10 protein-coding genes are annotated in these 14,605 nt (G+C 65.3%); 6 read left to right on the top strand and 4 right to left on the bottom strand.

Annotated elements, in window-relative coordinates; translation table 11 throughout:
- Positions 1–69: 69 nt before the first annotated feature.
- A complete protein-coding gene (locus CSQ92_RS06635) occupies positions 70–1,323 on the bottom strand; it encodes an SDR family oxidoreductase (protein ID WP_257219138.1) in 1,254 nt (417 codons plus the stop codon).
- Entirely contained in the window at positions 1,311–2,615 is a 1,305-nt protein-coding gene (locus CSQ92_RS06630) for a nucleotide sugar dehydrogenase (protein WP_099393606.1), read from the bottom strand. The genes CSQ92_RS06635 and CSQ92_RS06630 overlap by 13 nt, the downstream gene beginning before the upstream one ends.
- Before the next feature lie 219 nt (positions 2,616–2,834).
- Here CSQ92_RS06630 and prsT point away from each other — a divergent pair, with 219 nt between their 5' ends.
- The 3 genes from prsT to CSQ92_RS06615 are packed head-to-tail and all read left to right on the top strand — an operon-like array spanning position 2,835 to position 8,863.
- A complete protein-coding gene (prsT, locus tag CSQ92_RS06625; RefSeq protein WP_099393605.1) occupies positions 2,835–5,618 on the top strand; it encodes an XrtA/PEP-CTERM system TPR-repeat protein PrsT in 2,784 nt (927 codons plus the stop codon).
- Positions 5,619–5,621: 3 nt separating this feature from the next.
- Complete coding sequence (locus tag CSQ92_RS06620; RefSeq protein ID WP_099393604.1) at positions 5,622–8,102, top strand: hypothetical protein; 2,481 nt, start codon at positions 5,622–5,624, stop codon at positions 8,100–8,102.
- Positions 8,099–8,863, top strand: a complete 765-nt coding sequence (locus tag CSQ92_RS06615; protein ID WP_099393603.1) for a S1 family peptidase — start codon at positions 8,099–8,101, stop codon at positions 8,861–8,863. The genes CSQ92_RS06620 and CSQ92_RS06615 overlap by 4 nt, the downstream gene beginning before the upstream one ends.
- A 4-nt stretch (positions 8,864–8,867) precedes the next feature.
- Here the strand turns inward: CSQ92_RS06615 and CSQ92_RS06610 are convergent, their stop codons facing one another.
- Complete coding sequence (locus CSQ92_RS06610; protein ID WP_070254398.1) at positions 8,868–9,614, bottom strand: N-acyl amino acid synthase FeeM domain-containing protein; 747 nt, start codon at positions 9,612–9,614, stop codon at positions 8,868–8,870.
- 200 nt (positions 9,615–9,814) lie between these two features.
- Positions 9,815–10,438 (bottom strand): XrtA/PEP-CTERM system exopolysaccharide export protein, encoded by a 624-nt coding sequence (locus CSQ92_RS06605; RefSeq protein ID WP_099393602.1) that lies wholly within the window; start codon positions 10,436–10,438, stop codon positions 9,815–9,817.
- A gap of 255 nt (positions 10,439–10,693) precedes the next feature.
- On the opposite strand from CSQ92_RS06605, the gene CSQ92_RS06600 reads away from it, so the two are divergent.
- Genes CSQ92_RS06600 through CSQ92_RS06590 form a run of 3 tightly spaced genes read left to right on the top strand, consistent with a single transcriptional unit; the run spans position 10,694 to position 14,601 of the window.
- Complete coding sequence (locus CSQ92_RS06600; RefSeq protein ID WP_099393601.1) at positions 10,694–12,223, top strand: XrtA system polysaccharide chain length determinant; 1,530 nt, start codon at positions 10,694–10,696, stop codon at positions 12,221–12,223.
- 16 nt (positions 12,224–12,239) lie between these two features.
- On the top strand, positions 12,240–13,073 hold the full coding sequence (locus CSQ92_RS06595; RefSeq protein ID WP_099393600.1) for an XrtA-associated tyrosine autokinase: 834 nt from the start codon (positions 12,240–12,242) through the stop codon (positions 13,071–13,073).
- Positions 13,057–14,601, top strand: a complete 1,545-nt coding sequence (locus CSQ92_RS06590) for a TIGR03016 family PEP-CTERM system-associated outer membrane protein (RefSeq protein WP_099393599.1) — start codon at positions 13,057–13,059, stop codon at positions 14,599–14,601. Before CSQ92_RS06595 ends, CSQ92_RS06590 begins: the two co-directional genes overlap by 17 nt.
- Positions 14,602–14,605: the final 4 nt, after the last annotated feature.

Here is a 14,605-nt window from a genome sequence, read left to right as displayed (position 1 = left end):
CATGTGTATCGGACGCATGGATCTGACCAGGATCGGACACCGGCTATGGAAGTCAGCTGCGCGCCCACCTCAGGTGCGGCCAGCCTGCGCCACATACCAGGCGATGGTGTGCCGCAAGCCTTGCGCCAGGTTGTGCGTGGGTACATAGCCCAGCAAACGGGCCGCCTTGGCGATGTCCGCCTGCGAATGGCGCACGTCGCCGGCGCGAAACTCGCCGTAGTGCGGTGCCTGCTGCACGTGCTGCGGGCGGACGGCCAGCAGCATCTGCTGCATGGTGGCGTGCAGCTGCGTCAGGCTGGTGCGGGCGTTGACGGCCACGTTGTAGACCTGGTTCACGGCCGCCGGGTCGGTGCCGGTGGCGGCGAGGATATTGGCTTGCACGGCATTGTGCACGAAGCAGAAGTCGCGGCTGGTGGCTCCGTCGCCATGGATGTGCACGGCCTGGTTGTCCAGCATGGCGGCGATCCAGCGGGGAATGACGGCCGCGTAGGCACCCAGCGGATCCTGGCGCGGACCGAAGACATTGAAATAGCGCAGCCCCACCGTCTGCATGGCGTAGCAGCGCGCGTACACTTGCGCATACAGTTCGTTGACATATTTGCTCAAGGCATACGGCGACAGGGGCGCGCCGATGTGCTGTTCCACTTTCGGCAAGGCCGGATGGTCGCCATATGTGGCGCTGGAAGCCGCGTACACGAAGCGCCGCACGCCCGCGTCGCGGGCGGCGGCCAGCATGTTCAGGAAGCCGCTGACATTGACGGCGTGGCACAGCAACGGGTCTTCCAGCGAACGCGAAACGGAACCGAGCGCCGCCTGGTGCAGCACATAATCGACGGCGACGGCGGCGACGGGTCCGTCCGGATCGGCACGGCCGCGCCCGGCCAAGCTGCCGCCGGGACCGCTGCCACCATCGGCAGCGCTTGTCTCACCATCGGTCTCACTGTCGCCGAGGCCGAGGCCGGCGGCTTGCGCCGGCACAGCACACGCGCGCGCGCACGCCTGCGGGTCGCGGATATCGCCTTCGATGAAGGTGAAGCGCCGCCACGCCTGTTCGCCCACGCTGGCGCGCACCAGTTCCAGGTTGTGCCGGTGGCCTGTCATGAAATTGTCGAGCCCGCGCACTTCCTGGCCCAGGTGCAGCAGGGTTTCCAGCAGGTGCGAACCGATGAAGCCGGCCACGCCCGTCACCAGCCAGCGGCGCGGTTCGCTAGCCAGCTGCGCGCAGGCTTGCGCGTAGGCGCCGGCAGCCGGGCTGCCAGCAGGGGCGCCTTGCGCCGTGTTTGCAGCCCGGTCGAAGGCATCGGCCGCCATCACAGCCGCCATACGTGCAGGCCGCAATCCTCGAGCGGACGGGGGTCGAAATGCGATTTGATGTCGATGAAGCAGCCGTTTTCCTGCACCTTGGCCTGGAAATCGGCCAGCGGGCGGGCCAGCAGGGCCTGGTGCGAAACGGCGCTGATGATGGCCTCGGCCCGCGGCAGCTGCTCCCAGCTTTCCAGCGATAAACTGTATTCTTCCAGCGCTTCGCGGCCATCGGCGACGGGATCGTGCACATGCACCTGCACGCCGTACGATTGCAGTTCGTGGATCATGTCGACCACTTTCGAGTTGCGCAGGTCCGGGCAATTTTCCTTGAAGGTCAGGCCCAGCACGTTCACATGCGAGCCCTTGAGCTTGAAGCCGGCGCGCACCATTTCCTTGATGGTTTTTTCCGCCACGAACTTGGCCATGCCGTCGTTGATGCGGCGCCCGGCCAGGATCACGTGCGGGTGGTAGCCGAGCATTTCCGCCTTGTGCGTCAAATAGTATGGGTCGACGCCGATGCAGTGGCCGCCCACCAGTCCGGGCCGGAACGGCAGGAAATTCCATTTCGTGCCCGCCGCCTGCAGCACTTCCAGGGTATCGATGCCGATGCGGTCGAAGATGATGGCCAGCTCGTTCATCAGCGCGATATTCAGGTCGCGCTGCGTGTTTTCGATCACCTTGGCCGCCTCGGCCACGCGAATGCTCGAGGCCCGGTGCACGCCGGCCTCGACCACGCCTTCGTACAGGGCGGCGATCTTGTCCAGGGTGGCCGCATCGTCGCCCGAAACCACCTTGCGGATGCTGTGCAGCGTATGATCCCTGTCGCCCGGGTTGATGCGCTCGGGTGAAAAGCCCACATGAAAGTCTTCTTTCCAGCGCAGGCCCGAATGCTGCTCGAGGATGGGGATGCAGATTTCCTCGGTGGCGCCCGGATACACGGTGGATTCATAGATGACGATGGCGCCGCGCCGCATGTGGCGGCCGACGGCCGCGCTGGCGCCGGCCAGGGCCGAGAAATCGGGATTGTGCGCGCTGTCGACGGGCGTGGGCACGGCCACGACGATGAAATCGGCCAGTTGCAGTTCGGCCGGATCGCAGCCGACGCTCAGCCATTGCGCGGCCAGCAGCTGTTCATGGCTGACTTCGCCCGTCGGGTCGATGTGGCGCCGGTAGCTTTCCACCTTGCGGACCGACAAGTCAAAGCCGATCGTGCGCTGGCGCATGCCAAACGCCACGGCCAGTTGCAAGCCCACATAACCGAGCCCCACCACCGCCACCACGCCCGCATTGCTATCCACATTGCTGTCCATATGCCTGTGCTCCGAATGGTTGCGGCCTGAGCATCGCCGTCCGGGAAATTCTACGGTTGCCGGTCCGGCCATTCTTGAGCGGGAACAAGAAACACGGGCCGGCGGCCAGCAGGCACGCCGACAATCGGCGGCTTGTTGAGCGCAATCAAGGAGACCGGCGGCCATCTTTTTAAGCTAGGCCATGCCGATTCCTCATGCACGCCGTTACCGGAGACTTCCATGGCCCGTTCCCAGCCCCGCCCTTTCCCTGGCCTGCCTGCCGCCGCGCTGTGCTGCACCCTGCTGCTGCCCCTGCTGACGGCGTGCCACGGCACGCAGAGCAGCGAGACCCTGATGGCCGACGCGCAGCAGTACCGCCAGAAAGGCGAAGCGCGGGCCGCCATCATCCAGTTGAAGAACCTGCTGCAGAAGGAACCGGACAATGCTGCCGCGCGCTTGCTGCTGGGCAGCATCTATATCGACACGGGAGAAGCGCTGTCGGCCGAGAAAGAATTGCGCAAGGCAAAGTCGCTGGGCCTGGCGTCGCAGCAAGTGATGCCATTGCTGGGCAAGGCCTGGCTGATGCTGGGCCAGTTCGACAAGGTGCTGGCCGAGATCGCCGACGATGCAGGGCAACCCGCCAGCGTGCTGGCCCTGCGCGGCGATGCCTTGCTGGCCCTGGGCCGCCGGGACGAGGCGCGCGCCCTGTACTCGCACCTGCTCGAAGCCTATCCCGACCACGTCGAGGCCTTGCTGGGCCTGGCACGCCTGGCGGCGCTGGACCAGCAAGTGCCGGCGGCCGAGCTGCTGCTGGCGCAAGCCTTGAAAAGTGCGCCCGCCAACCTGGACGCCTTGCGCCTGCAAGGCGATTTGCTGCGCCTGCAAGGCAAGAACGGCGCGGCGCGGCTCGCCTACATGCGCATACTCAAGATCAAACCGGACAATACCCAGGCGCATATCGACCTGGCCAACCTCGACATCGTGGAAAAGCACTACCTGGAAGCGGCGGCCCAGCTGGCCACGGCGCGCAAGACGGCGCCCAACAGCCTGGGCTTGCTGCAGACGCAGGCGCTGCTCGATTTCCGCCAGGGCAAGAACAAGGCGGCCTTGCAAGCCTTGCAACTGGTGCTCAAGGCGGCGCCCGATCACATGCCGTCCATCCTGCTGGCCGGCGCCGTGCAACTGGCGCTCGGCTCGCCGCCTCAGGCGGAAACCTACCTGCGGCGCTTCCTGGCCGTGTACCCCAGGCATCTGTATGCCGTCAAGATGATAACCTCGATTGAGTTGATGCGCGGCAAGACCGATGCGGCCATCGGCTTGCTGCAACCGATGCTGGCCGCCTTCCCCGACGACGTGGAATTGCTGTCGCTGGCCGGCGAAGCCCACTTGCGCGCGCGCCAGTACGACAAGGCAACGGCGTATTTCGAACAGGCCAGCACCCTGGCGCCGGACACGGCCAGGCTGCACGCGGCGCTGGGTATCAGCCGGCTGGGCATGGGCGAGAACAGCCGCGCCATCAATGAACTGGAACGCGCCAGCATGCTCGACAAGAGCACGCCGCAAGCGGGCACCATGCTGGTGATGACCTTGCTGCGCAACAAGCAGAACGACAAGGCCCTGGCCAGCGTCAAGATGATGGAGCAACAGCAGAAAGGCACGAATCCCTTGCTGCTGAACCTGAAAGGCGGTGTCTACCTGGCCTTGCGCGACTTGCCCGCCGCGCGCGCCAGTTTCGAGCAAGCCCTGGGCATGGACCCCGTGTATTTACCTGCCTTGAACAACCTGGCACAGATCGACCTGGCCGAGAAGAAGCCGGAGCAGGCGAAACAGCGCTTCGAGCGGGCGCTGGCGAAGGCGCCGAAAAATGCCGACCTGTGCGCGGCGCTGGCCAAGCTGGCCGCATCGGAGGGCAAGACGGACGAGGCGCGGCGCTGGCTCGAACGGGCCCACCGCGACAATCCCGACGCCGTCGCGCCGGCTCTGCTGCTGAGTAACTTTTACCTGAAGACGGGTGCACCCGACAAGGCGCTGGAACTGGCGCGCACCCTGCAGACGGGCCATCCGGGCGATGCCGATGCGCTGGCCCTGCGCGCCCAGGTCGAGTACAGCGCCGGCCAGGCGCCGGCCGCGCTCGACAGCTACAGCAAGCTGGCCAGCCTGCAAACCACCTCCGCGCCCTTGCAGATGCGCATCGCCAGCCTGCACCTGGCGCTGGGCGACCATCATCATGCGCTGCAAGCCGTCAAGCGGGCGCAGGCGCTTGACCCGGCCTTGCTGGAAGCGCGCGTGGTGGAAGTGGCCATGCTGCTGAACCTGAAACGCCAACGCGAGGCGCTGGCCGTGGCGCGCCACGTGCAGGAACAGCAGCCGAAGCTGGCGGCCGGCTACAAGCTCGAGGGCGACGTGCTGATGGAGCAAAAGCTGCCGCAGCAAGCCGTCAAGCTGTACCAGCACGCCTTCGGCATCAGCCCCATCGGCCCCTTGCAGGTGCAGCTGTATCGCGCCTTGCAGGCGTCGGGACAGGACCGCGAAGCCGAGACGCGCATGGCCGCCTGGCTGAAAGCCCATCCGGAAGACTTGCCGACACGCACCTATCTGGCGGGTACCCAGCTGGCAGCGAAGCAATACCGCGCCGCCATCGAGCACTTCCAGTATGTCGTTGCCAAGGATACGGGCAACGTGGTGGCGCTGAACGACCTGGCCTGGGCATATCAGCAGGAAAAAGATCCGCGCGCGCAAGCCACGGCCGAGCAGGCACTCAAGCTGACGCCCGACAATCCCGCCGTGCTCGACACCCTGGGCTGGATCGTGCTGGAGCAAGGCGACGTCAAGCGCGCCACGGCCCTGCTGCGCAAGGCGGCGGGCCTCGCGCCGAAGTCGCCCGAAGTGCAGTATCACCTGGGCGCGGCCCTGGCGAAATCGGGCGACAAGGGCGGTGCGCGCAAGCAACTGGAACAACTGCTGGCCGCCAACAAGGACTTTCCGCAGCGGGCCGCGGCGCAAGCCTTGCTGACCCAGCTGTAGGCCATGGCTGTGCATGCGGCCATGCCCGGTGTGGCGGCGCGGCCGCTGGCCTTGCTGGCAGGCACAGCCTGCGTGCTGGCCTTGCGCCATTATCCGCTGGGCCACGGCTGGCCCGGCCTGCTGTTTGCCGCCCTGCTGCCCGCGTATTTCCTGCTGCTGTGCTGGCGCCCCGCCAGCTGGCTGTTCTGCGTGCCCGCCCTGCTGCCCGTGCTGGACCTGGCGCCGTGGACGGGCTGGTTCTTCCTCGAAGAAATCGACGTGCTGCTGTTGCTGACGGTAGCTTGCGGCTACTGGCGTCTGGGCAGGCCGGCCCGGGGCGCAGCGGCGCGCCTCTCGCCGGCCACCCGTGCCTGTTTGCTGCTGTGCAGCCTGGCCTGGCTGGCGGCGCTGCTGCGCGGCGTCCTGCCGCTGCAGCACCTCGAACTGAATGCCTGGGATAACTACCTGAGTCCCTATAACAGCTTGCGGCTCGGTAAAGCCTGGGCCTGGAGCATGCTGCTGCTGCCGATGCTGCTGCGCGACGCGGACCCTCCCGCCTTGCGCCGCTATGCGCTGCCGGGCATGCTGGCCGGGCTGGCCATGGTATCCCTGTTCGCGCTATGGGAACGGGCCGTGTTTCCCGGCCTGCTGAACCTGTCCAGCGATTACCGCATCACGGCGCCGTTTTCCGCCATGCACACGGGCGGCGCGGCGCTGGACGGCTACCTGGCCCTGAACTTGCCGTTTGCCGCACTGTGGCTGGCGCGCGCCCGCAGCCGCTGGCAGGCGGCGCTGGCCATGCTGCTGCTGGCCCTGGCCCTGCACGCGGCCTGCACCACCTTTTCACGGGGCCTGTACGCGGCCCTGGCAGCGGCCATGCTGCTGGCATTCTGGCAAGTCCTGCGGACGGCGCCCGGCGCGGCGCGACCACCGCAAGGCCAGCGGCCCGTGCGCCAACTCTTGCTGAAGCTGCTGCTGACCGGCCTGGGCACCGTCCTGCTCGCATACATGTTCAGCATGGCCGGCTACCGGGGATTGCTTGCCGCCACCGTCCTGCTTGCTGCCAGCTTCGTGCTGGCGGCGCGGCCCTTGCCGTGGCGCCTGGCGCCGGCCAGCCTGCTGTGCGCACTGTGCCTGCAGGGCTTGCTGGCCGCCTGGTGGCCGGAGCCGGCCGGCCAGCAAACGGCCGGCTGGCTGAAAGGCCCGTATTTCCTGTTCCTGCTGGCCGCCGCGCTGCTGGCGGGCGCGTTGTGGCCCAGTGGCGCTGGGGGAAAAGGGCCAGCCAGGCTGGGCCTGGCAATGGTGGCATGGACCATGCTGGCATGCAATCTCGCCTGGATAGGCTGGCACTGGGCCGGTCCGCCGGCACTGCTGCCGGCCGGCCTGGTCGTGCTGCTGGCCATGCTGATGCTGTGCAACGGACGCTTGCGCCCACCGCTGTGGCGGCTGGACCGGGTCAGCCTGAGCATCGCGGGCGCGGCCGGCATCCTGCTGCTGCTGGCCATTCCCGTCTCGGCCAGCTATTACGCCACCGAACGTTTCGCCACCACCGCCTTCGACATGCAAGGCCGCTTGCGCCATTGGCGGCAAGTGCTGGCCATGCAGCCGTCCGCTTGGGACGACCGCCTGTTCGGCATGGGCATGGGCAGCTTTCCCGCCACCTATTACTGGCACAATCCCCAGCGCGAGGTGCCGGCCAGCATCGCCTATGCGGAAGATGGCGGAAGCGAGGAAAACCCGGGTAACCGCTATGTGCGCCTGGCCAGTCCCGGCTACAGCGCCGGCTATGGCGAACTGCTGCGCCTGCTGCAACGCCTGCACGTGCAGCCGGCCACGCGCTACACCCTGGCGCTCGATGCACGCCGGAGCGGGCCCATGCCCGTGCTGCTGGTGCGCCTGTGCCAGCGGCAATTGCTGTATGCGCAAGGCTGCGTGCATGTCCCGCTGCGCCTGCGCGCGCCATCGGCCAGCACGCCGGCCAGCACGTGGCAGCACTACGAGGTGCCGTTCGACAGCGCCTGGCTGGGCGGCGGAGCCTGGCTGCTGCGCCCGCCAGTGCAACTGGAACTGGCGGCCAGCGGCACGGCCACCTCGTCCGTGATCGAAGTCGACAATCTGAGCTTGCGCGCGCCCGGCGGCGAGGAATTGATCGCCAATGGGCGCTTTACACAGGCCAACAATTACTGGTTTTTCAGCAGCGACCACCATCACTTGCCGTGGCACATCAAGAGCATGGCGCTGCATGTGCTGGTGGAAACGGGCTGGTGCGGCGCCCTGTCCATGCTGGCCCTGCTGGCCGTGGCCGGCCTGCGCCTGCTGCGCCAGGCCGCGCACGGCGATTCCTGCGCGCTGGCGTGCGCCGCCGCCCTGCTGGGTTTTCTCGTCGTCGGCCTGTTCGACAGCCTGCTCGACGTGCCGCGCATCGCCCTGCTGTGCTATCTGATGCTGCTGTGTGCGCTGCTGCAGCCCCCGCCACCTCCGACCGTTGAAAGCGCGCCGCCATGAAATTCCTGTCTTCCGTCCTATTGTTTTGCCTGGCCCTGGCCAGCGTGCCGTGCCGCGCCGATGCGGCGCTGGCGCAAACCATCGCGCGCGTGAAACCGTCCATCGTTGGCGTGGGCAGCCTGCAAAAGACGCGCACGCCGCCCATGAATTTGATCGGCACGGGTTTCGTGACGGGCGACGGCTTGAGCGTGCTCACTTGCGCCCATGTGATCCAGAAACTGCTTGACGCCAATCCGAACGAAATCATCGGCATACTCACGGGCCAGGGCGAGGTGGCGCAATTCCGTCCCGCCAAGGTCCAGGCGCTGGACACGGAACACGACCTGGCCTTGCTGCGCCTGGCGGGCGCGCCCCTGCCCGCCCTCGCGCTGGGCGACGCGGCCACGGTGCGCGAAGGCCAGGCCATGGCGTTTACGGGGTTTCCGCTAGGCACCTTGCTCGGTTTGCACCACGTGACGCACCGCGCCACCGTGTCATCGCTGACGCCGGTGGTCATGCCCAGCGAAAACGCGCAGCGCCTCGACGTGCGGCGCCTGGCGCAACTGCAAAAGGCGCCGTACACCGTGTTCCAGCTGGACGCGACGGCGTATCCGGGCAGCAGCGGCAGCCCCCTGTTCGATCCCGAGACCGGTCTCGTCTACGGCATCGTCAACATGGTGTACGTCAAGGGCCTCAAAGAGGCAGCCATCAGCGCGCCCAGCGGCATCACTTACGCGATTCCAGGCAGCTACATGCAGGCGATCTTGCTGAAAAACAAATGAGGTATCAGTTGCGCCCCTGCCTCAGCCGGTCGGTGATGCCAGGCTCATCCCATGTCGGAAAAAAAAAGGGGTAAAACGACCGTTCACCCCCATGCTGTTCCATCAGGCCACCGTATTTGCGGATCTGGGCCCCCATGTAATCGAGGTCCAGCCGTAGCAGCACGGCCGGCGCCCCCACGCGCGTGCACTCGCGCTCGCCGCCGAAGTCCTTGAAACCGAGCATGCGCTTGTAGAACACCACATGGCGCGGGTTGACTTCGATCACGTAATCCGTAAAGCCGTGAATATTATGGGCATAGATATAAGAAATATGAATCAACGCCGCAAACACGCGCTTGCTCACGCCCTTGTCGATGGCCAGGCGCGACGGTTCGCACAGGCGCCGGCCCTCTTCGCGCAGCACGTCGAGCTTGTCGCGGAAGTTTTCATCGGCGGGCAGGCCTGTCTCGTCATTGTCGAGGCACAGGGTCATGGTGCCGACGGTGCTGCCGGCCGTTTCCGCAAACAGCGTGATTTTATTCAGGGCATGCGCGATGCCGGGATCGACGGCATAGCCGCGCCAGCCGTACATCTTGCGGATCAGCAAACTGGCCGCCTCGCGCCGGCCGCGCGAATTGGCCATGCGGATATGAAAGCGCTGCAGGTCGAGCTCATGCTCCATGGCAGGGTCGATCTGCCCCTCGCCCACCACCAGGTCACTGAAGGTACCTGGCGTGTCGAAGGAAATAATGGGTTCATCTTCAAAGCTCATCTTGTCCTCACGTTCATCGGCCGCCGTCGAGACGGACTGAAGCCAATGCCTTGTGACAAGATAAAAACTGGAGAAGTTCCCACATCCAGCTAAAAAAACAGAAGAAATGTGCTATTCAATAGCAAAATTGCATGCTGAAATTTGCCCGCAAGTACAAAATGACAAACAAAAATGCTGTTTTGATATTGTCGAGCTTGCTATTAAAAGAAGCTTTCCGGTATCAGCAGCACGTCGCCCGGCCGCATCATGACGTTGGCGGAAATATCGCCTTCTTTCAATAGATCATCGAGGCGCACGCGCAACTGCTGCTGGTTGCCTTCGCGCATGCGGATGATGCTGGCCTTGTTGCCGGCCGCAAAATCGGTAATGCCACCCACGGCGATGAGCACGTCCATCAACGACATGCCCAGCCGGTATGGCAGCGCCTGCGGCTTGGCCGCCTCGCCGATGACGCGGATCTGCTCGCCATACGGGCCCGAAAAATTGGTGACGATGACCGTCACCACGGGCTGCTGGATGAACTTGCTCAACGCTTGCTCGATGTCGCGCGCGAGCTGGGTCGAGGTCTTGCCGCTGGCGGGCAAATCCTCGACCAGCGGCGTGGTGATCTTGCCGTCCGGCCGCACGGCCACCGTCAGCGACACTTCCGGATTGCGCCAGACGATGATGTTGACGGAGTCGCCCGGTCCGATCAGGTAATCGTGCATGGGCGCGCTGTCGTCGGTCGGTGTCAGCGGATGGCGCGTGCGGCAGGCACCGAGCAGGCTGGCAGCGCCCGCCAGAACCAGCGTGTTGCAGACAAATGCACGGCGAAACGGATTCATGCGGAGCCTCTTCGAGTCGATGACGCATCCATGGCCGGCCCCGCAGAACCAGCCTGGGCCGCGAACTTCCTATGATTATTAAAACTTGGCAAGAGAACCTTGAGGCGTATCAAGAAGCAATCATCTTGGGAAATCTTGCCTCACAGCCGCCCTATACTTTGCTTACCCAACAGGCAAGCATTTCTCGCAAGATGCCGTCGTTGTCCGCGCCGCCACCCCATCTACCGTGCAGCACCGTCACCTGAAGGAAGCGACATGGAAGAATTGATACAGCAACTGCTTTCCAGCCTGAAAGGTATCTGGAAGTACCGCTGGCATGCGGTGCTGGTGGCGTGGCTGGTGGCCATCGCCGGCTTCATCAGGGTGATCACCCTGCCCGACGACTTCCAGACGTCGGCGCGCGTGTTTGTCGATACGCAAACCATCCTCAAGCCGCTGATGGCCGGCATGACCAGCGTGCCGAACACGGAACAGCAGGTGGCCATCATGAGCCGCACCCTGCTCAGCCGGCCGAACGTGGAGCGCGTCATGCGCATGGTCGACCTCGACCTGGATTCGAAGACCGTGCGCGAGCACGAGGCCCAGCTCGACGACTTGATGAGCCGCATCAAGATCACCGGCACCAACGCGTATGACATCTACACCATCAGCTACAGCGGGCGCGACCCGAAGCTGGTGCGCGATGTGGTGCAAAGCCTGCTGACCATCTTTGTCGAAGGCAGTTTCCAGGGAAAGAAAGGGGATACGCAGAAGGCGGTGCAATTCATCGACGAGCAGATCAAGAATTACGAGGACAAGCTGAGCGCGGCGGAAAACCTGGTGAAGGAATTCAAGATCCGCAACAACCTGCTGCTGCCGCGCCAGGGCATCGATTATGGCAGCCAGCTGCTGATGTCGTCCGATAGCCTGAACAATGCCAAGCTGGAACTGGTCGAGGCGGAACAATCGCGCAAGGCCATCCAGAGCCAGATCGAGGGCGACGAGCCCGTGCTCGACCTGGAGCCGAACGCTTCGGCCATCACGAATCCCGAACTCGACGAGCGCATCGCGTCGATCAACAAGAACCTCGACAGCCTGCGCATGCAATTTACGGAATTGCATCCCGACATCATCGCCTCGAAGCGCCTGGTGGCCCAGCTGGAAGAACGCAAGATCGAGGAAAGCAAGCTGAAAACGGCGGCCGGCGACCCGGGCAAGAACTACAGCCCCATGCTGCAGCAGCTGAAGGTGGCGTTGACGGACGCGGATGCCAAGGTGGCCGCCATCAAGGCCCGCGTGCAGGAATACAGCGCGCGCAATGAGCGCTTGCTGGCGCAGAGCAATGCCGTGCCCGAGGTGGAGTCGCAGCTGGCGCAGCTCAACCGCGACTACATCATCAACAAGGAAAACTATGAAAAGCTGATCGGCCGGCGCGAAGCGGCCAAGCTGTCGGGCGAACTCAGTTCCACCACCGAGATGATGGCCTTCAAGATCATCGACCCGCCCACGGTGCAATATGCGCCCGTCGGCCCGAACCGTCCGCTGCTGTTCAGCGCGGCGCTGGGCGCGGCCCTGGTGGCCGGCGTCGCCACGGCCCTCCTGATCAGCCAGGTGCGCCCTACCTTCCTCAGTCCCGCCGAACTGCGCGATGCCACGGGCTTGAACGTGCTGGGCACGGTATCGATGAACTGGACGGCGCTGCAGCAGGTGCGCCGCCGCCGCGCCCGCTATGGCTTTGGCGCCTGCCTGGGCAGCCTGTTCGTGCTGTACGGCGGGGTCATGACGGCCGCGCTGCTGAAATTCTAGATCCAGGGGAGCGACGATGAGCAGCAAGGACAGCGGCAAGCAGGAACCCACGATCCTGGGCGTGGCCGAGGCCGGCGTGCCGTATGGCGTCGAGGGCGGGGAAGGCGCGGACACGGCCCGGTCGCCCCAGTACCGTCCCCTGAACCTGGCCCGGCTGGCCGAGCAAGGCATGCTCACGCACGATGGCGGGCGCAGCTCGGTGGCCGAGGATTTCCGCATCATCAAGCGCCCGCTGCTGCGCCAGGCGCGCGCCAGCGGCGCCGAGGCCATCCGCCACGGCAACCTGATCGTCGTCACCAGCGCCATGCCGGGCGAAGGCAAGACGTATTGCGCCATCAACCTGGCCATGAGCATCGCCATGGAAATGGATATCACGGTGCTGCTGGTCGATGCCGACGTGGCGCGCCCGTCCGTGCTGAAAGTGCTGGGCCTGGCGCCGGAACCGGGATTGATGGACGTGCTGCTCGACCCGCAACTGGCGATGGCCGACGTGATCCTGAAAACCAACGTTGCCAACCTGAGCATCCTGCCAGCCGGGCGCAGCAACAAGCACGCGACGGAATTGCTGGCCAGCCGCGCCATGAGCCGGTTGCTGGCCGAGATCGCCAGCCGCTATGGAGACCGCATCGTCGTCTTCGACTCGCCGCCCCTGCTGATCACCAGCGAGGCGCACGCGCTGGTGGGGCAGATGGGACAAGTGGTGATGGTGGTCGAGGCGGAAACGACGACCCAGCACGCCGTCAAGGAGGCGCTGCGCCAGATCGAGTCGTGCGAACACATTCATTTGATCTACAACAAGACCAAATCGTTCCCCGGCAACGACTACTACGGCTATGGCCATTACGACTAGCCGCGGGGTTTCGCTACCGCTACCGCCCCCGCTGCTGCTGCCCTTGCTATCCCTGCTGCTGCCCCTGCCGGCCGGCGCCGTCGACTGGCTGGTGAAACCGTCGCTGCGCCTGCGCGAAAGCTATACGGACAACGTCTTGCGCGCACCGCCCGGCCAGACGCAATCGGACTTCATCACGGAGATCGCACCCGCCATCGCCCTTATCGGCACGGGTCCCCGCCTGCGCGTGCACCTCGATTACAGCTGGCACAAATACCTGTCCGGACAACGTGCCGATACGGACAACCACGAACTGGCCGCCTCGGCGGACGCCGAGCTGATCAAGGACTGGTTCTTCATCGATGCGAACGCCAGCGTGAGCCGGCGCAACATCTCGCCGTTCGGCCCGCAATTGATCGACGACCTGCCCGGCACGGACAATGCCAGCACCGTGCGCACCACCGGCATCAGCCCCTACCTGCGCCACCGTTTCCGCGGCCTGGCGACGGCCGAGCTGCGCTACACGCGCAACACGGTCGACAGTGGCGGCGCACTGCTGTCCGTGCACAGCGATGAAATGGAGTTACTGCTCAGCGGCGAGCCGCGCGCCAACGGCTGGACCTGGAACGCCAGCCACGACGTGCGCCGCACGCAGGACAGCAAGCTGGCCCCCGTGCGCATGCAGCGCAGCAGCGTGGGCCTGCGCTATCCGTTCAGCAGCAAATGGGCGGCCACGGCCAGCGGCGGCATGGAAAAGGAAGGCTATCTGTCAAACACCGGCAAGGCGCCGGCAGGCCGCTTCTGGTCGCTGGGCGGCGTGTGGACGCCGTCGCCGCGCACCAGCGTGGCCTTCAGCACGGGCAAGCGCTTCTTTGGCCACACCTACAGCCTGGACGCCACTTTCCTGCAGCGCCATACCAACTGGCAACTCAATTACAGCGAAAACATCACCACCATGCCCACGCAATTTTCGCGCCTGGGCGACCGCGACGCAGGCCGGCTGCTCGATCAATTGTGGCGCGGCATCTTTCCCAACGCACGCGACCGGCGCTTGCGCATCGATGCCTTCCTGCGCTATGCCAACAGCCTGGGGCCGGAACGGGGCGCCATCAATTACTTCAGCCACCGCTATTTCCTGCAAAAACAGCTGAAGCTGACGATGGCGCGCGCCACGGCGAAAAGCACGATGATCGCTGGCGTCACGGCCGTCGACCGCACGGCGCAAACGGCCAGCGGCATCGACAGCGGCTTGCTGCCCGGCGTGGAGTTCGGCAGCGAAGACCGCACGCGCCAGATCGGCGGCAACGTGGGCTGGAGCTGGCAAGCCAGCTCGCGCACCAGCGTGAATGTCAATGCCGGCTACGCCAGCGTGCGCTCGCTGAGCGTGCCCCGGCGCGACAACAACATCACCCTGACGGCCGGCTACACGCGCATCCTGCAGCCGGACATGACGGCCAGCATCGACGTGCGGCACACGCGGCACGCCAGCAACCACGGCGGCGACTACCGCGAAAACGGCGTCAGCGCCACGCTCACCATGCATTTCTAAGGAG

The sequence above is a fragment of the Janthinobacterium sp. BJB446 genome, assembly GCF_002735655.1.
GTDB classification, from domain to species: Bacteria; Pseudomonadota; Gammaproteobacteria; order Burkholderiales; family Burkholderiaceae_D; genus Janthinobacterium; species Janthinobacterium lividum.
This window is presented reverse-complemented; position numbering and strand designations above follow the sequence as displayed.